At 58.7% G+C, this 17253-nt stretch carries 19 protein-coding genes and 1 tRNA gene; 12 read left to right on the plus strand and 8 right to left on the minus strand.

Annotated elements, in window-relative coordinates:
- The gene (locus ACWIKB_RS31770; RefSeq protein WP_475271388.1) at nucleotides 1-777 is read left to right on the plus strand and encodes a divergent polysaccharide deacetylase family protein; all 777 of its coding nucleotides are present in this window, start codon (nucleotides 1-3) and stop codon (nucleotides 775-777) included.
- 145 nt (nucleotides 778-922) lie between these two features.
- Here ACWIKB_RS31770 and ACWIKB_RS31775 read toward each other — a convergent pair whose 3' ends face one another.
- The 7 genes from ACWIKB_RS31775 to ACWIKB_RS31805 form a co-directional block, all read right to left on the minus strand.
- Complete coding sequence (locus ACWIKB_RS31775; RefSeq protein ID WP_475271389.1) at nucleotides 923-1678, minus strand: substrate-binding periplasmic protein; 756 nt, start codon at nucleotides 1676-1678, stop codon at nucleotides 923-925.
- A gap of 78 nt (nucleotides 1679-1756) precedes the next feature.
- Nucleotides 1757-2527: an imidazole glycerol phosphate synthase subunit HisF gene (gene hisF / locus ACWIKB_RS31780; protein WP_007897430.1), complete on the minus strand. Its 771-nt coding sequence runs from the start codon at nucleotides 2525-2527 to the stop codon at nucleotides 1757-1759.
- Nucleotides 2528-2536: 9 nt separating this feature from the next.
- The gene (gene hisA / locus ACWIKB_RS31785; protein WP_010464588.1) at nucleotides 2537-3274 is read right to left on the minus strand and encodes a 1-(5-phosphoribosyl)-5-[(5-phosphoribosylamino)methylideneamino]imidazole-4-carboxamide isomerase; all 738 of its coding nucleotides are present in this window, start codon (nucleotides 3272-3274) and stop codon (nucleotides 2537-2539) included.
- Nucleotides 3275-3316: 42 nt separating this feature from the next.
- Nucleotides 3317-3574 (minus strand): DUF2164 domain-containing protein, encoded by a 258-nt coding sequence (locus ACWIKB_RS31790; RefSeq protein ID WP_008024930.1) that lies wholly within the window; start codon nucleotides 3572-3574, stop codon nucleotides 3317-3319.
- The gene (gene hisH / locus ACWIKB_RS31795; RefSeq protein WP_033058292.1) at nucleotides 3575-4213 is read right to left on the minus strand and encodes an imidazole glycerol phosphate synthase subunit HisH; all 639 of its coding nucleotides are present in this window, start codon (nucleotides 4211-4213) and stop codon (nucleotides 3575-3577) included.
- Nucleotides 4213-4806, minus strand: a complete 594-nt coding sequence (gene hisB / locus ACWIKB_RS31800; protein WP_003218037.1) for an imidazoleglycerol-phosphate dehydratase HisB — start codon at nucleotides 4804-4806, stop codon at nucleotides 4213-4215. Before hisB ends, hisH begins: the two co-directional genes overlap by 1 nt.
- A gap of 267 nt (nucleotides 4807-5073) precedes the next feature.
- Complete coding sequence (locus tag ACWIKB_RS31805; protein WP_475271390.1) at nucleotides 5074-6738, minus strand: OFA family MFS transporter; 1665 nt, start codon at nucleotides 6736-6738, stop codon at nucleotides 5074-5076.
- Between the two features lie 332 nt (nucleotides 6739-7070).
- On the opposite strand from ACWIKB_RS31805, the gene ACWIKB_RS31810 reads away from it, so the two are divergent.
- The 6 genes from ACWIKB_RS31810 (at nucleotide 7071) to ACWIKB_RS31835 (ending at nucleotide 11770) form a co-directional block, all read left to right on the plus strand.
- Nucleotides 7071-7475, plus strand: a complete 405-nt coding sequence (locus ACWIKB_RS31810; protein ID WP_475271391.1) for an acetyl-CoA sensor PanZ family protein — start codon at nucleotides 7071-7073, stop codon at nucleotides 7473-7475.
- Nucleotides 7476-7551: 76 nt separating this feature from the next.
- Nucleotides 7552-9783, plus strand: a complete 2232-nt coding sequence (locus ACWIKB_RS31815) for an AsmA family protein (protein WP_475271392.1) — start codon at nucleotides 7552-7554, stop codon at nucleotides 9781-9783.
- Nucleotides 9780-10847: an A/G-specific adenine glycosylase gene (gene mutY, locus ACWIKB_RS31820; protein ID WP_475271393.1), complete on the plus strand. Its 1068-nt coding sequence runs from the start codon at nucleotides 9780-9782 to the stop codon at nucleotides 10845-10847. Before ACWIKB_RS31815 ends, mutY begins: the two co-directional genes overlap by 4 nt.
- Nucleotides 10844-11116, plus strand: coding sequence for an oxidative damage protection protein (locus ACWIKB_RS31825; protein ID WP_054054381.1), 273 nt, complete (start codon nucleotides 10844-10846; stop codon nucleotides 11114-11116). The genes mutY and ACWIKB_RS31825 overlap by 4 nt, the downstream gene beginning before the upstream one ends.
- 103 nt (nucleotides 11117-11219) lie before the next feature.
- A tRNA-Phe gene (locus tag ACWIKB_RS31830) sits at nucleotides 11220-11295 on the plus strand.
- 124 nt (nucleotides 11296-11419) lie between these two features.
- A complete protein-coding gene (locus ACWIKB_RS31835) occupies nucleotides 11420-11770 on the plus strand; it encodes a hypothetical protein (protein ID WP_475271394.1) in 351 nt (116 codons plus the stop codon).
- A 32-nt stretch (nucleotides 11771-11802) separates the two neighbouring features.
- Here ACWIKB_RS31835 and ACWIKB_RS31840 read toward each other — a convergent pair whose 3' ends face one another.
- Nucleotides 11803-12252, minus strand: coding sequence for a carboxypeptidase regulatory-like domain-containing protein (locus tag ACWIKB_RS31840; RefSeq protein ID WP_475271395.1), 450 nt, complete (start codon nucleotides 12250-12252; stop codon nucleotides 11803-11805).
- A 262-nt stretch (nucleotides 12253-12514) separates the two neighbouring features.
- Between ACWIKB_RS31840 and ACWIKB_RS31845 the strand changes: the two genes are divergently transcribed.
- The 5 genes from ACWIKB_RS31845 to ACWIKB_RS31865 are packed head-to-tail and all read left to right on the plus strand — an operon-like array spanning nucleotide 12515 to nucleotide 17197.
- The gene (locus ACWIKB_RS31845; RefSeq protein ID WP_475271396.1) at nucleotides 12515-13573 is read left to right on the plus strand and encodes a PDDEXK nuclease domain-containing protein; all 1059 of its coding nucleotides are present in this window, start codon (nucleotides 12515-12517) and stop codon (nucleotides 13571-13573) included.
- Nucleotides 13570-15252, plus strand: coding sequence for an RNA-binding domain-containing protein (locus tag ACWIKB_RS31850; protein ID WP_475271397.1), 1683 nt, complete (start codon nucleotides 13570-13572; stop codon nucleotides 15250-15252). The genes ACWIKB_RS31845 and ACWIKB_RS31850 overlap by 4 nt, the downstream gene beginning before the upstream one ends.
- Before the next feature lie 57 nt (nucleotides 15253-15309).
- Entirely contained in the window at nucleotides 15310-16284 is a 975-nt protein-coding gene (locus tag ACWIKB_RS31855) for an alpha/beta hydrolase family protein (RefSeq protein WP_475271398.1), read from the plus strand.
- A 37-nt stretch (nucleotides 16285-16321) separates the two neighbouring features.
- On the plus strand, nucleotides 16322-16738 hold the full coding sequence (locus tag ACWIKB_RS31860) for a hypothetical protein (RefSeq protein WP_475271399.1): 417 nt from the start codon (nucleotides 16322-16324) through the stop codon (nucleotides 16736-16738).
- A gap of 6 nt (nucleotides 16739-16744) precedes the next feature.
- Nucleotides 16745-17197 carry a hypothetical protein gene (locus ACWIKB_RS31865; RefSeq protein WP_475271400.1) on the plus strand — a complete coding sequence of 151 codons (453 nt, stop codon included), beginning with the start codon at nucleotides 16745-16747 and terminating at the stop codon, nucleotides 17195-17197.
- The last annotated feature ends 56 nt before the right edge of the window (nucleotides 17198-17253 follow it).

Raw genomic sequence — 17253 nt, forward strand, 5'->3', positions numbered from 1 at the left:
ATGCGCCTGCGGTTTATCCTCGGCCTGTTGTGCTGTCTGGCGGGTGTTGCTCACGCAGATCCCGCCAAGGCTGTGCCTCACAAGGCTTACCTGACGCTGATCATCGATGACCTGGGGCAGAACCTGCCCCGGGATCGTCGCGTGCTCGCCCTGCCCGGCCCGGTGACCACGGCGATCATGCCCGACACACCCCATGCCGCCGAATTCGCCCGCGAAGCCCATCGCGCCGGCAAAATCGTCATCCTGCACATGCCCATGGACCCGGCCACCGGCCCGTTCGCCTGGCACCCCGACCTGCCTATCGAAGAACTGGAAAAACGCCTCAACGCGGCCTTCAAGGCTGTGCCGTACACCGCTGGCATCAACAATCACATGGGCAGCCGCATGACCGCTCAGCAGCCGGCCATGGCCTGGTTGATGGCGGACTTGCAGCGCCGACATAAATTCTTCGTCGACAGCCGCACCAGTGCGCAAACCGTCGGGGCGGCCGAAGCGCAGAAGATTGGGTTGGCGAGTGTTTCGCGGGATGTGTTTCTCGATGATGAGCGCACCGAGGCGGCGATCTTCACGCAACTGCAAACGGCGATCAGCCTGGCGCACAAACAGGGTTCGGCGGTGATGATCGGGCACCCGTATCCGCAGACCCTGGCGGTGCTGGAGCGCGAACTACCGAAGTTGAAGGCCCAGGGAATTGACTGGATCGACATCAAAATGATGATCAGCGTGCGCAGCAATCGGGCGACGGCTGCGCATGGAAAGGACGGCGTGTACCGGTAATTCGCAACACCTCTAGCCACTGTGGGAGCGAGCTTGCTCGCGATGAGGCCTTAACATTCAACATCTTCATTGACTGTTACGCCGCCATCGCGAGCAAGCTCGCTCCCACAGTGTTTTGTTTTGAGCCAAATTCCGTCGCTGATCCCTAGAGATACTTCGCCATGATGTCGTCCACCACGCCTTCCTTGCGCATCTGATCCAGCGCCGCCTGAAGCTTGGCGACAATCTCATCCGGTACGTCTTTATTCAGCGCCAGGTATAACTCGGCACTGTTGAAGCGCAGCACCGTCTTGAGTCCGGTCACGCCATCCTGACGGGCCAGATAACGACCAGCCGGATCGCCAGTAGCCCACAGATCAATCTGGCCGCTAACCAGCTTCTTGGCATTGTCCTGATCCCGCAGCACCACAATCGGCTTCAACCCCTGCTTGGCCAGGGTTTCGGCAATCGCATCGCCCTTGTAGGCGCCGATCTTGTATTTGCGTGCCTGATCGAGCGTCTCGAGGGTGATTTTGCTGTCCGACTTAGCCAGCATGATCCAGTCATCCGGGCCGATCGGGCCGACCCACTTGAAGAGCTTCTCGCGATCCGGCAGCCGCGCCATCACAAACACGCCGTAACCGGGTTTCTCCAGGGCGAGTTTGTAGATCCGCTCCCAGGGGAAACGCAGGGTCAGGCTGTAGGTGATGTCAGTGCGCTTGAACATCTCGCGGACGATGTCCACGGCGATGCCATTAATGTTCTCGTCCTGAGCGAAGTTTTTGCCGTTCTTCGCCATGTTGTACGGCGGGAAGTTTTCCGTCAGCAGCACCAGATCGGTGGCGGGACTTTCTTCGGCGTGGGCTGCGTTGATGAGCAACACAGAGGCGCTGGCGAGGACAAGAAGAAGACGTTTGAGCATGTCGGGCTACCGGAATCCATGGCGTGCCCAAGAGTGCCCTGAGCCCGCCATGCTGTCCACTGGCCTGTATCGGTTTGTTTAGCGCATCACGATTCCGCGATGGGCCATGTAGGCCTTGGCTTCCTGCACGGTGTATTCGCCGAAGTGGAAAATACTCGCCGCCAGCACCGCGCTGGCATGGCCTTCGAGAATGCCGTCGGCCAGATGCTGCAGGTTGCCGACGCCGCCGGAAGCAATCACCGGAATACCCAGGGCATCGCTGATCGCACGGGTGACGCCCAGATCGAAGCCGTTTTTCATGCCGTCCTGGTCCATGCTGGTCAGCAGGATTTCACCGGCGCCCAGGCCTTCCATCTTCTTCGCCCATTCAACGGCGTCGAGACCGGTCGGCTTGCGCCCGCCGTGGGTGAAAATTTCCCAGCGCGGGGTTTCGCCCGGGCCGGAAACCTTCTTTGCATCGATGGCGACGACGATGCATTGCGAACCGAAATGCTGCGCTGCTTCGCCAACGAATTCCGGGTTGAACACGGCAGCGGTGTTGATCGACACCTTATCCGCGCCGGCATTCAGCAAGTTGCGAATGTCCTGCACAGTGCGCACGCCACCGCCCACGGTCAGCGGGATAAACACCTGGCTGGCCATGCGCTCGACGGTATGCAGCGTGGTGTCGCGACCATCGACGCTGGCGGTGATGTCGAGGAAGGTAATCTCGTCGGCACCCTGCTCGTCGTAGCGACGGGCGATTTCCACCGGGTCACCGGCGTCGCGGATGTTTTCGAACTTCACACCTTTGACTACCCGGCCGTTATCCACGTCCAGGCAAGGGATGATGCGTTTGGCCAGCGCCATGGTCAGTCCTCAGCCTTTGTACGAATCGCAGAAAGCTTGCGCTTCAGCGACGTCGAGGGTGCCTTCGTAGATCGCCCGGCCAGTGATGGCGCCGATGATGCCCGGCGCCTTGGCGTCGAGCAGCGACTTGATGTCACCGAGGTTGTGAATACCGCCGGAAGCGATGACCGGAATGCGCGTGGCAGCAGCCAGGGCAGCGGTGAACGGAACGTTGCAGCCTTGCATCATGCCGTCTTTGGCGATGTCGGTATAAACGATCGCGGACACGCCATCGGCTTCGAATTGCTTGGCCAGATCGATGACCTGAATGGTGCTGATTTCAGCCCAGCCATCAGTGGCGACGAAACCGTCTTTGGCATCGAGACCGACAATCACTTTGCCCGGGAACGCGCGGCAAGCTTCGGCAACGAAAGCCGGGTCTTTCACGGCTTTGGTGCCAATGATCACGTAGCTCACGCCTGCCTTGACGTAGTGCTCGATGGTTTCCAGGGAACGGATACCGCCACCGATCTGGATCGGCAGGTTCGGGTAGCGCTTGGCAATCGCGGTGACCACTTCGCCGTTGACTGGCTGGCCTTCGAAGGCGCCGTTCAGGTCGACCAGATGCAGACGACGGCAACCGCCCTCCACCCACTTGGCAGCCATGCTCACCGGGTCATCGGAGAACACCGTGGAATCTTCCATGCGGCCCTGGCGCAGACGAACACAGGCACCGTCTTTGAGATCGATAGCGGGAATAATCAGCATCTGGCAAACCTTCAAATTCGATTGTTCAGCTTCGCTCGGAAATCAGTTTTTCTCGAGCGCCCACAAGTCGCTTTCGATGCTTTCGAACCTTTCTTTAAGGTGCGTCTGCACATCGAAAATCGCCCTGTTGTAATAGTGCGGCGCAATTTCACGGGTAAACAGCTCAAGGATTTCGGCCGCTTCGAACGAACCCAGGTCCAGTTCGAAGCGATCCTCCATGAACCGCTTGATCTTGTGATTGGCCTCGTTCTCCTGTTCAGGAGTGAGGGTCAGGATCGGCGGCTTCTTCTTGACGGCCATTTACCAGCGACCATCCCACGCGGCGAAGTTCTGCAGCAATTGCAGGCCATGGGTATGGCTCTTCTCCGGGTGGAACTGCACGGCGAAACGCGAGCCATCGGCCAGCGCCGCGGCGAAATCGACACCGTAGTGACCGCCACCCACCACTTGCCGCGGGTTGCCGGCAGCGATGTAGTAGCTGTGCACGAAGTAGAAACGCGCCAGGTCCGGAATGTTGTGCCACAGCGGGTGACTCACCGTCTGCTTCACTTCGTTCCAGCCCATGTGTGGGACTTTCAGATGTTCGCCGTCTTCATGCAGGTCTTTGCCGAAGAACTTCACCGCGCCCGGGAACAGGCCGATACAGTCCACGCCGTCGTTCTCTTCACTGCTGTCGAGCAAGGCTTGCATGCCCACGCAGATGCCGAGGAACGGACGGTCCTGGCTGACTTCACGCACCAGCGAATCGAAGCCCAGACGACGGATCTCCGCCATGCAATCGCGAATCGCTCCAACGCCGGGAAAAACCACCCGGTCGGCTTCGCGAATCACATCGGCATCGCTGGTGATCAGGACCTTGCCGGCACCGACGTGCTCGAGGGCCTTGGCCACCGAGTGCAGGTTGCCCATGCCGTAATCGATAACCGCGACCGTCTGCATTACAGAACGCCCTTGGTCGACGGCATTTGCCCGGCCATGCGGTCATCCAGCTCTACCGCCATGCGCAGGGCGCGGCCGAAAGCCTTGAACACGGTTTCGATCTGGTGGTGGGTGTTGGTGCCACGCAGGTTGTCGATGTGCAGGCTGACGAGGGCATGGTTGACGAAGCCCTGGAAGAATTCCTGGAACAGGTCAACGTCGAAGCCGCCAACGGTGGCGCGGGTATAGGGAACATGCATCTGCAGGCCAGGACGGCCGGAGAAGTCGATCACCACGCGCGACAGCGCTTCATCGAGCGGCACGTAGGCGTGACCGTAGCGACGGATGCCTTTCTTGTCGCCGATGGCTTTGGCAAAGGCCTGACCCAGGGTGATACCGACGTCTTCCACGGTGTGGTGGTCGTCGATATGCAGGTCGCCCTTGCTGACAATATCCAGGTCGATCAGCCCGTGACGGGCGATCTGGTCCAGCATGTGCTCAAGAAAAGGAACACCGATATCAAATCGGGCCTTTCCGGTGCCATCCAGGTTGATCGAGGCTTTGATCTGGGTTTCCAGAGTGTCGCGCTCGACAGACGCCTTACGTTCGGCCATCACCAGCTCCGCAAAATCATTGGGCGAAAAAGGCAGCCATTATAGGGGCGCGGGCGCTAAACAGAAACACGATACGTGATATCGCTGACGGACAGACTCCCGGGTTGTCGGGGATAGACATGTCCATACAAGCGGATTGGAAGGCGCCTCAAACAAATGTGGGAGCGGGCTTGCTCGCGAATGCGGAGTGTCTGCCAACATTTATGTCGACTGACACTTCCTCTTCGCGAGCAAGCCCGCTCCCACAGGGGTAGTGCGTTTACTGACTTAGTGGAACAACACTGCAGTCTTCTGCAAGGTCACCCAAACTCCCCACGCCAACGGAATCCCCACCACCAGCCACGCAGCAATCGCCAACGGCTTGCTGCCCGGCGCTGCTTTCCACTCCAGCACGGTGCTGCTGTCAGCACCTTTGTCGTGGCCTAGCGCTTGTTCAGCGGCCAGTTCAGCGTCGGTCATGAAGTACTTGTCAGCCACCGGGCGAACCAGCAGGTTGCACAGGAAGCCCAACACCAGCAGGCCCGCGAGGATGTACAACGTGATGTCGTAAGCCGCGGCACGTTCAACGCCGATGCTCAGTTGATACTCACGCAGGTAGTTCACCAACACCGGACCCAACACGCCCGCAGCCGCCCACGCGGTCAGCAGACGACCGTGGATCGCGCCAACCATTTGCGTACCGAACAGGTCCGCCAGGTAGGCAGGAACGGTCGCAAAACCACCGCCGTACATCGACAGGATGATGCAGAACGCCGCCACGAACAGGGCAACGTTACCCAGGTGACCGAGGTTCGGGATCAGCGCGTACAGAGCAAAGCCCAGGGCGAAGAACACGAAATAGGTGTTTTTACGACCCAGGTAATCGGAAAACGAAGCCCAGAAGAACCGGCCACCGATGTTGAACAGGCTGAGCAAACCGGTGAAACCGGCCGCAATGGCTGCGATCGAAGCCAGTTGCCCGGCGTCCAGTTTGCCGAATGGCAGGTCCACACCAATCAATTTGCCGCCGAACACTTCCTGCAACAGTGGCGAAGCCATGCCGAGGATGCCGATACCGGCGGATACGTTCAGGCACAGCACCAGCCACACCAGACGAAATTGCGGGGTTTTCCACGCCACGTTCACGTGAACGTGACGATGAGTGATCATCGCGTTCGCCACTTTTTTCGCCGGAGCGGTCCAGCCTTCAGGCTTCCAGCCGGTTGGCGGAACGCGGTAGGACAGTGCGCCACCGATCATGAACACGAAGTAGATCGCGGCCATCACCAGGAAGCTCTGCCAAACGCCCACGCCGGTCGGCGAAGCGAAGTGGCTCATCAACGCCGCTGCCAGTGGAGCGCCAACCATCGCGCCACCACCGAAACCCATGATCGCCATGCCCGTCGCCATACCGCGCTTGTCCGGGAACCACTTGATCAGGGTCGAGACCGGCGAGATGTAGCCCAGGCCAAGGCCGATACCGCCAATGACCCCGGAGCCGATCCACATCAGCCAGATCTGGTGGGTATATATCCCTAGCGCCGAAATCAGCAAGCCACCGCACCAGCACAGCGCCGACACAACACCGGCCTTGCGCGGGCCCGCGTGTTCCAGCCAGCCGCCCCAGATCGCTGCCGAGCAGCCGAGGAAGATGAAGAACAGGGTGTAGATCCAGCCGAGCATCGAGATCGGCCAATCGCATTGGGACGAGAAGATTTGCGAGATGAAGCTCATGTCCGGCGCGCAAGCAACCGGAGCGGTGACGCCCAGCGCCTTGGACAGCGGCAACCAGAACACCGAGAAGCCGTAGGCCATGCCGATGCACAGGTGGATGGCCAAAGCGGCCGGTGGTACCAGCCAACGGTTGAAACCGGGCTTGGCGATGATGCGTTCCTTGGACAGGAACGCGGGCTGGCCGGCGTTAACGCCGTCCGCCGTGATGCTCGTGCTCATTGTGTATCCCCCAATTATTAGTATGGTTCGCCAGCCACTCCTCACCTTCAGCCTTTATGCACGCAGACATGACTGTTTTTTTTCGGATGAAACCCAGTTGGGCGTGACATTAAGTCGCAGAAGGACGGACGAACCGGGAGAGGTTACCATTTGCTCGTGACAGAAAAACCAAACTGATATCACCTTTTGTAGGTCGTCTGATCTCTTTCCCCTGTAGGAGCTGCCGGAGGCTGCGATCTTTTTATCTTAATCTTTAAAAACAAGATCAAAAGATCGCAGCCTTCGGCAGCTCCTACGGGGGGTGATATCCGTACAAACTCACAGGAACCGATATGCCGATCATTGTCGAGCCGCTGAACGAAGCCACTTACCAGGATCAGCAAGATCTGCAGAAGATCTACCGCGATGCCCCGGACTGGCTGTTTGCGCCGTTTGCTGGTGAGGTGCAATTGATTGAAGGTTGCCTGCGCGACGGCTCGCTGATCGCCGGGCGCTTCAACGATCGGCTGCTCGGTGCAGCACGTCTGCAGCGTCAGCAGGACGTCTGGCATCTGTCGCAAATTTGCGTACGAAAAATCACCCGTCGTCGTGGGGTAGCGGAGCGCCTGGTGAACGAAGCGCAGAAAATGGCGTCGCAATCGGGCGCGACATTACGCTTGCTGGCGCCTGCCGGGCACCTGGAAGCCCAGGCATTGGCGGCCAAACTGAACGTGCCGCTGGACGTGCTGCCCACATGAACTGACCGGTCGTCAGTTTCGGAGCGCTATACTCCCCGGCTAAATTTCGAATTCGACTAACTACAAGGACTCGCCCATGAAAGCGTTCGGCAAAATCCTGGGTCTGGTACTTCTCGGGCTGTTGCTGATCATTGTGGCGCTGGGCTTTGCCCTGACCCACCTCTTCGATCCCAACGACTATAAAGACGAGATTCGCCAGATTGCCCGCGACAAGGCCCACATCGAGCTGACGCTCAATGGCGACATCGGTTGGAGCCTGTTCCCGTGGCTGGGCCTGGAATTGCACGAAGCCAGTGTCGCGACCCTGGTCAAACCCACCGAGCCGTTTGCAGACTTGCAGATGCTTGGCCTGTCGGTTCGCGTGCTGCCGCTGCTGCGCCGTGAAGTGCAGATGAGTGACGTGCGCGTCGAAGGCCTGAACCTGCGCCTGAACCGCGACAAGGACGGCCACGGTAATTGGGAAGACATCGGCAAGATCCCGGCTCCGGCCAATACCGGCGCAACCCCGCCTGCCACTCCCGCTGGTGAGCCTGCACCAGAAGCCCCGGTCGTAGCGGAAAAACCACCGCAGCCAATCCGCCTGGACATCGACAGCCTGACCGTGAATAACGCCCGGGTTGAATACAACGACGAAAAAACCGGCAAGAACTACAGCGCCGAAAGCATCCAGATGAGCACCGGCGCGGTCCACGATTCGACCAATATTCCGCTCAAACTCACTGCATTCCTGTCGGCCAACCAGCCCGCGCTGCGCGTGCGTACCGAGTTGAACGGGGAATTGCGCATTGCCCGCGCCCTCCAGCGCTACCAGTTCGAAGACATGAAACTGTCGGGCGAAGTGACCGGCGACCCGCTGCAAGGCAAGACCATGACCTTCGCGGCCCAGGGCCAGTTGCTGCTGGATAAAGCAGCCAACGTCGCCGAATGGACCGGCATCAAGATCTCCGCCAACCAGTTGCGCGCCTTGGGTGAACTGAAGGTCAATGACCTCGACAAGACGCCGCAGATCAATGGCGGGCTGTCGATTGCCCAGTTTGACCTGGCCAAATTCGTCGACAGCATCGGCCAGAAACTCCCGGCCATGGCCGAGGGCAGCCTGAGCAAAGTCGAGCTGGTCAGCCGTCTCGCCGGCACACCGACCAGCCTGTCGTTTGACAACATCAACCTGAAAGTCGACGACAGCAGCTTCAGTGGCCGTATCGCCATTGAGGACTTCGCCAAACAATCGCTGCGCGCCATCCTCAAGGCTGACACGTTCAACGTCGACCGTTACCTGCCGCCTAAATCCGCCGAAGCCAACAGCGCCACGCAAGTGCGTCAGGCCGAAGTAGCCAGCACCGAGGCCGATGCCATGGCGGGTGCGGGCAGCACGCCGCTGCCGGAATCACCGACCAAAGGCGCGTGGAGCACCGAGCGCCTGCTGCCGGTGGAGCGCCTGGCCAAACTCGACGTAGATGCCGACCTGACCTTCGGCCAGTTGACCCTCGACAAACTGCCGATCCAGAACGCAGCGCTCAAGGCTAACGGCCAGGGCGGCTTGCTGACCCTGGAGAACCTGCGCGGCGACTTGTACAACGGCAACTTCGAAGCCAAGGGCACCCTCGATGTGCGTCAGCAAGTGCCCGCGCTGAGCATGCAGACCCACATCACCAAAGTGCCGGTGGAAAAAATCCTCGAAAGCCAGGGCAAAAATCCGCCCGTCAAAGGCCTTGTGACGCTTACCAGTGCACTGACCGGCAGCGGCAACAGCCAGAAAGCGCTGGTCGAAACCCTCAACGGCAACGCCAGTTTTGTCATCAACAATGGTGTGCTGCTCAACGCCAACCTTGAACAACAACTGTGCAAAGGCATCGCCACCCTGAACCGTAAAAGCCTCAGCGGCGAACCACGAGGCAAGGACACACCGTTCCAGGAGCTCAAGGGCAACCTGACCTTCCGTAACGGCGTGGCCAGCAATCCGGACATGAAAGTGCGCATCCCGGGCATGACCGTCAACGGTGACGGCGACGTCGATCTGCGGGTGCTGGGCATGGACTATCGCGTCGGCATCATCGTCGAAGGCGACACCAGCGCCATGCCGGATCCGGCCTGTCAGGTCGGCGAGAAGTACGTCGGCATCGAGTGGCCGCTGCGCTGCCGTGGCCCGCTGGAACTCGGCGCCAAGGCGTGCCGCGTGGACAACGAACGCATGGGCCAGGTCGCGGCCAAACTGGCTGGTGAGAAGCTCAGCGACAAGATCGACGAGAAACTCGGTGACAAGGTCAGCCCGGAACTTAAAAACGCGTTGAAGGGGCTGTTCAAGCGATGAGAACCGAGCAGTTTTCATCGGCGGTGCTGGATTGGTACGACCGCCACGGCCGCCACGACTTGCCCTGGCAACAGGGCATCACCCCGTATCGGGTGTGGGTCTCGGAAATCATGTTGCAGCAGACCCAGGTCAGCACCGTGCTGAATTATTTCGACCGTTTCATGGCCTCGCTGCCGACGGTCGAAGCCCTGGCTGCAGCGCCGGAAGACGAAGTGCTGCACCTGTGGACGGGCCTGGGTTACTACACCCGCGCGCGCAATTTGCAGAAGACCGCGAAGATCGTCGTCGCCGAATACGGCGGCGAATTTCCCCGGGATGTGGAAAAACTGGTTGAGCTGCCGGGCATCGGTTTGTCCACGGCCGGCGCCATCGCCAGCCTGAGCATGGGCTTGCGCGCACCGATCCTCGACGGCAACGTTAAACGGGTGCTGGCGCGCTTTACCGCGCAAGAGGGATATCCGGGCGAGCCGAAGGTCGCCAAACAGCTCTGGGCGAACGCTGAGCGCTTTACGCCGCATGATCGGGTCAACGCCTACACCCAGGCGATGATGGATCTGGGCGCCACGCTCTGCACCCGCAGCAAACCGAGTTGCCTGCTCTGCCCGCTGGAAAAGGGCTGCGAAGCGCACATGCTCGGCCTGGAAACCCGCTACCCGATCCCCAAGCCGCGCAAAGCCGTGCCACAGAAGCGCACGCTGATGCCGATGCTCGCCAATGGCGAAGGCGCGATTCTGCTTTACCGCCGCCCTTCCACGGGCCTGTGGGGCGGTTTGTGGAGCTTGCCGGAACTCGACGACCTCGACGACCTGCAACACCTGGCCACGCAACATTCGCTGGAACTGGGCACGCAACAAGCGCTGCCGAGCCTGGTGCACACCTTTAGCCATTTTCAGTTGTCCATCGAACCCTGGCTGGTCCAGGTCCAGGAGGCCGGCCATCACGTGGCCGAGGCCGACTGGCTCTGGTATAACCTCGCCACCCCGCCGCGCCTGGGCCTTGCCGCCCCGGTCAAAACCTTGCTCGAACGCGCGGCCGCCGTATTGAACGCAGGAGAGTCGTCATGACCCGCACCATCATGTGCCGCAAGTACAAAGAAGAATTGCCCGCCCTGGAGCGCGCCCCATTCCCGGGCGCCAAAGGTCAGGACATTTTTGACCACGTCTCCGCCAAGGCTTGGGCCGACTGGCAGAAACACCAGACCCTGCTGATCAACGAAAAACGCCTGAACATGATGAACGCCGAAGATCGCAAATATCTGCAGGGCGAGATGGACAAGTTCTTTTCCGGCGAGGAATACGCCCAGGCCGAAGGCTACGTTCCGCCAGCCGAATAATCCCGATTTATCGGGGGTCGGAACGTAAGCGACGGTAATAATTAAAATTTTTTTGAAAACTTTCTTGACGACCCCCTGAAAAACCAGTTTAATGCGCCCCGTTGCCCAGATAGCTCAGTCGGTAGAGCAGGGGATTGAAAATCCCCGTGTCGGCGGTTCGATTCCGTCTCTGGGCACCAAATACCGAAAACCCTGAATCGCAAGATTCAGGGTTTTTTTATGCCCGCGATTTAATCAGGCACGGTTTGCCCATCCAATCCACGGTACTTTTGCCTCCCCTTACGGAAAAGGGTAACCAACGTCATGAGCCAGAAGAAAACCCGCATCCCCCTGCCCCATCCGCCGCCGTACCGCGAAAGCCGAATCACCTTTTGGCTGATGAATCTTGCGTACCTGTTGATCGCCTGCTCCGCCGGCCTGCTCGGTTACGCCGTCGTTGATGGTTTGATTCACGGCTCGATCAGCACGATGAATCGGCGCGGGCCTGTGGTGATTTACAGGCTGGCGCAGCAACCGCGAATGTATTGGTTTCTGATTGTCTGGCACAGCGTCAGCGCCCTTGGCTTGCTGGCCCTGGGCGCCGGGGCATTCTGGCTGCATAGAGTCATGCTGGCGGCGCCGGACAAGCCGAAGCGCAAACGCGTACGACGCTAGCCCAGCTTGATCACCGTAAACGCCCTATATATTCATTGATCGCCATTCCAGTGGAAGACCAGATTACGCGCCGTGCCGCTTCCGACATCGGTAGTGTCGTGCTTCGCCTCGCCATTGCGCGTCGCAACAACGGTGTACTTGCCAGCGGGCAACTGAACGTACACCAAAGGGCCGGCCTGACTAAGGGTCAGCACCGTTTGCCCTTGGGCCTTCTGGATAACCACATCCACATCGGGAATGTATTTGTTATCCACGCCGATAGAGAACGTCATGTGCAGGTTGTAACCCTTGGCCTGCTGAATGGCTTTGGATTCGTCCTCGCCGATGCCACCGGACAGGTAGGTGATTCCGTTTTGTTGCTGCTGCTGAACCTGCACGCCTGAGCTGTCGATCGGATCGAGACTGGCGGCATGCAACAGGACTGGGAACATCAACACGCCAAGAGCGGCGAGTGGCAATACGAGTGAATGGACGCGTTTCATGATGGCGACTCCCGGGTTCTGTAGAACCCATTTGCTACTCCTTTTAGATTTCCGGCGGGATGCGCAAGTTTTAGATTGATTGGGACTTGGGCTCACTGCGAATGGGACTACACGGCGTATTCCGAATGACTCCGGTGTCGTCAGCCTGATCCCGCAAAACGAATCTGGAATTTCCTTCCGATCTACCAGCAACGCCCGGCATCGCTGAGCAGTGCGTCGTTGGCATTCTTTTCCGTCAGTTCATCCAGCTGCGGAAGACTTCATGAGCAACCTCAAACCCGATAACACTCAAGATCCACAAATCACCTCACTACTTGGCAATCTTGGCGAGCTGATTCGCCAGGCGCGGCAGAAAGTGTTGCGAGCGGTGGATACGGCGCAAGTGCAGACCTGCTGGCAGATTGGGCGGCATATTGTGGAGTTCGAGCAGGAAGGGGCTCGGCGCGCGGTGTATGGCAAGCAGTTGCTGTCGACGCTGGCCAAGGATCTGACTGCGCAATTTGGCAAAGGCTTTGATGCGTCCAATCTTCGCTACATGCGTCTTTTCTACCAGGCATTCCCGATTTGTGACGCACTGCGTCACGAATTGAGCTGGACCCACTACCGCCGACTGTTGCGAGTCGACAGCGACAGCGCCCGCAAGTGGTACATGGACGAGGCCGCCAACCAGAACTGGTCAAGCCGCGCCCTGGAACGCCAGATCAATACCCTCTACTACGAGCGTCTGCTGATAAGTCGGGACAAGTCTGTCGTCATGGCCGAAGCCGTTACCAACATCCATGCGATGCTCGAAAGCCCCCGTGAATTCATCCGGGATCCCGTGATGCTGGAGTTTCTCGGCCTGCCCAATGCGGGGCTCGTTCTGGAAACCGAACTTGAACAAGCACTCATCGAACAACTTCAGGGTTTCCTGCTTGAGCTGGGCAAAGGTTTTGCCTTTGTCGCCCGCCAGCAACGCATAAGCACCGAGGGCCGAGACTTCTACATCGATCTGGTGTTCTACAACTACCTGCTCAAATGCTTTGTCATCTTCGATCTAAAGCGCGGCGAATTGACCCATCAGGATTTCGGGCAAATGGACATGTATGTGCGCATGTACTACGACCTCAAGCGTAGCGACGAAGACGGACCGACCGTAGGCATCATTCTTTGCGCGCAAAAAAACGAGTCAGTGGTGCGCTACTCGGTGTTACAGGGCAACGAACAACTGTTCGCCAGCAAGTACAAACTGGTGTTGCCGAGCGAAGAGGAATTGCGGGCAGAGCTGGATCGAGAGCGGGCGGCAATTGAAGAGCGCCTCCGCTGTCAGGCAGCGCGATGAACGAGTCAGCCCTCCAAACTTACTTACGCGAGAAATACCCAAAGGAAACCTCCGCCTGCGAGTGGAAGGAATTCAAGAACCTCACCCACGCCGTATCCGGCCGTAAAGGTGCAGACATCGCAAGTTACCTATCGGCAATTGCCAATATGGCAGGCGGGCATCTGATTATTGGCGTGCAAGACGCGTCCTTAAACATTGTCGGAATCCAGCAGTTTCACGACTACACACCTGAAAACATTCGCCAGCGGCTGTTGGGAAGATGCACCAATCTGAACTCAGAAGGGTTTGCCGTCGAAAGCCTGACCACGAGCGATACAGGCAAGACCGTCTGGGTATTCCATATCCCCAGCCATCGGCCCAGATTGCCGATTTATGCACACGACAAGGCGTGGCAGCGACTCGACGACGCATTGATCGAGATGCGGCAGGAACGCCTGGAGGCCATTTTGAATGAGCCAATCGCCACCCGAGACTGGTCGGCCGAAAAGGTATCGGATGCGACTTTCTATGACCTGGATGAACATGCGCTTCTCGTTGCACGAGAAAAGTTTTCGGAGAAACACCGCAATGCCTCGTCCGCCAAGGACATTCCCAATTGGGATCTTGCGACTTTTCTGAACAAGGCAAAACTGACAATTCAGGGCTGCATTACTCACACCGCGTTACTGCTGGTAGGTAAACGAGAGGCTAGCCATCACCTGCCAACGTTGGCGCAAATTACCTGGAAGCTCGCGAGCGAAGAGCAAGCCTATGAGCATTTCGGCCCACCCTTCCTACTAGCAACAACGCAAGTGCTGCATCGAATACGCAATCTTGACTACAAGCTTTTCCCGCAAAACCAGTTGTTGGCCACAGAAGTCAGCAAATACGACACTCGCGTAATCCTTGAGGCCCTGCACAACTGCGTTGCCCACCAGGATTATCAACTGCGTTCACGCATCATCGTCACCGAGCGGGTAGATCGACTGGTATTCGAAAATGCGGGAGGTTTCTTTGAGGGGCAACCTGAACACTATTTTAGCGGCGAGCATACGCCGAGCCGTTATCGCAATCCTTGGCTTACTCAGGCCATGGTCAGCCTGAACATGATCGACACCATGGGATTCGGTATTTGCGCCATGACGCTGTCCCAACGCAGTCGCTATTTTCCGTTGCCTGACTACACCAAGTCTGCGGAAGACAAAGTTGTACTGGAGATCTACGGACACGTGATAGACGAGAATTACACTCGTCTATTGCTGGAAAACCAGGATCTGCCATTGAGCACCGTAATGCTGTTAGACCAGGTTCAAAAAAGACAGCCAATTACAGACAATGATGCTGGATTGCTGCGCAAACGAGGACTTATTGAAGGGCGTAAACCGAACTATTACGCTGCCGCCCAAGTGGCACGCAGCACTGGCAACCAAAGCGACTACATTCGCAACCGGGCATTCAATGATGTCTACTACAAAGACTTGGTTCTCGATTACTTAAGGCAATACGGATCAGCATCACGACTTGAGCTGGTCACGCTGATCCTAGACAAACTGTCAGACGCTTTAGACGACAAACAGAAGCAAAACAAATTTCGCAATCTGCTGCATTCGATGTCTACGCGCGATAGAAGCATTGAAAAATCAGGTGGTTTACATAAAGGTCGCTGGGCAATCAGGAACGCGTCCGACGTCGAAGATTAGACAAACTCTAGATAAACTTCCTCGGACCAAAATGGCTTGGTCAGCAACGGAGCGCCAATGAGGCAACAAATCCAATCCGCGCAATCTCCAACGCCCCAAGCCGCAGAGTCGCCCATCGGAACCGCCGCAGCCTCATTCAAAGAGCCTGCTCCCGACGGCTTTATCCTCGGCGGTTTCACCTGGCGGCACGCCCAGCACGACAGCTCCCGCCCAGTCGTCATCATCAACGCCGCCACCTCGGTCCGCTGCCGACACTACTCGCGCTTCGCCGACTACCTGTTCGCCAACGGCTTCGACGTCATCACCTACGACTACCGTGGCATCGGCGAATCACGGCCGGCATCACTGAAAGGACTCGACGCCACCTGGTCCGATTGGGGCGCATTGGACTTCGAAGCGATGCTCAAGCGCGCACAGCGCGATTTCCCCGGCCAGCCCATCGATGTGGTCGGCCACAGCTTTGGCGGCTGTGCGGCGGGCCTGGGAGCCTCTGGGCACCTGATCCGGCACTTGGTGACCGTCGGTGCGCAGTTCGCTTACTGGCGCGACTATGCGCCGGCCCATCGTTGGCGGATGTTCGGCAAATGGCACGTAGTGATGCCATTGGTTACGATGATCTGCGGCTACTTCCCCGGCAAACGCCTCGGCTGGCTGGAGGACACGCCTGCCGGTGTCGTCCGCGACTGGAGCACGCCTACCGACCGCTACGAGAAGCGCCCCAGCGGTCGTGTGATCCACGCAAAACACGGCCGGCTGCCGTTCGCCAACGTCAGCGCGAAAACCCTGGCCATCAGCATCAGCGACGATCCTTACGGCACCGTCCCGGCCATCGAACGCCTACTCGGCTACTTCACTGGCAGCACGACCACCCATCTGCGAATCGAGCCGAAAGACATCGGCGAAGAAGAAGTCGGACATTTCGCCTTTTTTCGTAGCCCATACCAAGCCACACTATGGCCCATTGCATTGTCCTGGCTGCAGAACGGCGAACTGGCCCCCGATACCCCCGGGCGGCGAGTGCCACGCAGCTGAGTGACCTGCCCTCTCAACGAAATACGGAACGACGCCCATGGCCTCCGCCAACAAGCAGCAAAAACGCGCCACCCGCGCCAAAGCCAAGGCCAAGCAGAACCGCACCCAACGAGCTGCTGCGCCGGTCGAGCTGGACCCGAACGATGATCGCATCGACTTCGAATCGGTGGATCTGACCGAGCTGTTCAAAGAGATGATCGATGCGGCAAAGATCAGCCAGCAGGCGATGTGCGTAGCCTTTCTCGAACACCCGTTGCTCGGTCTGGTGCTAACGCAGGAAGGCGAAGAAACAGCGACAGATTTCATCATCGCGGCGCTGATCGAGTATCGCCAATGGTCCGCCGAAGCCGACGAAGCCGCCGCCCTCGCGTGGATCGAATCCCCGGCCTTCCAGGCTGACTACGTGGCGGCGTCCGAAAGCATCGCAGCCCAAAACCAACAGAAACCGAACTGAGCTCCCATGGCCTCCCTGAACAAGCAACAGAAACGCGCCAAACGCGCCAAGATCAAAGCCAAGCAAATCAACATCCACGGCCGCAAACCCGCCGCGCTGGACGATGACCTGGGTGAAATCGGCGAGCCGATCCCGGAATACACCCTGGCGATGTTCAGCAAAATGCGCGACGCCGAAGCCATCGGCCGCAACGACATGCTGCTGACCCTGCTGTCGAACCTCGCCGTGATCATCAGCGACCATCCAGAACTGCTGGACATGGAAAACGCCGACAACGAAGCCATGGCCGCCACCCACCTGGCTGCCGACATGCTGATCGACTACCGCATGTGGGCCGACGGCATGGACCGCGATACCGCCCAGGCCTGGCTGACCGATCCGCAGTTCATCACCGACTTTGGCACCGCGCTCGACAGCTATCGCGAGTCGCTGGATGCGCCGGAAGAAAAGGCCGAGTAATCGCCTTCGAGTGGAAACAAAAACGGCCGCTTGTCATCACTGACAGCGGCCGTTTT

This window comes from Pseudomonas sp. 5Vm1k (genome assembly GCF_056161485.1).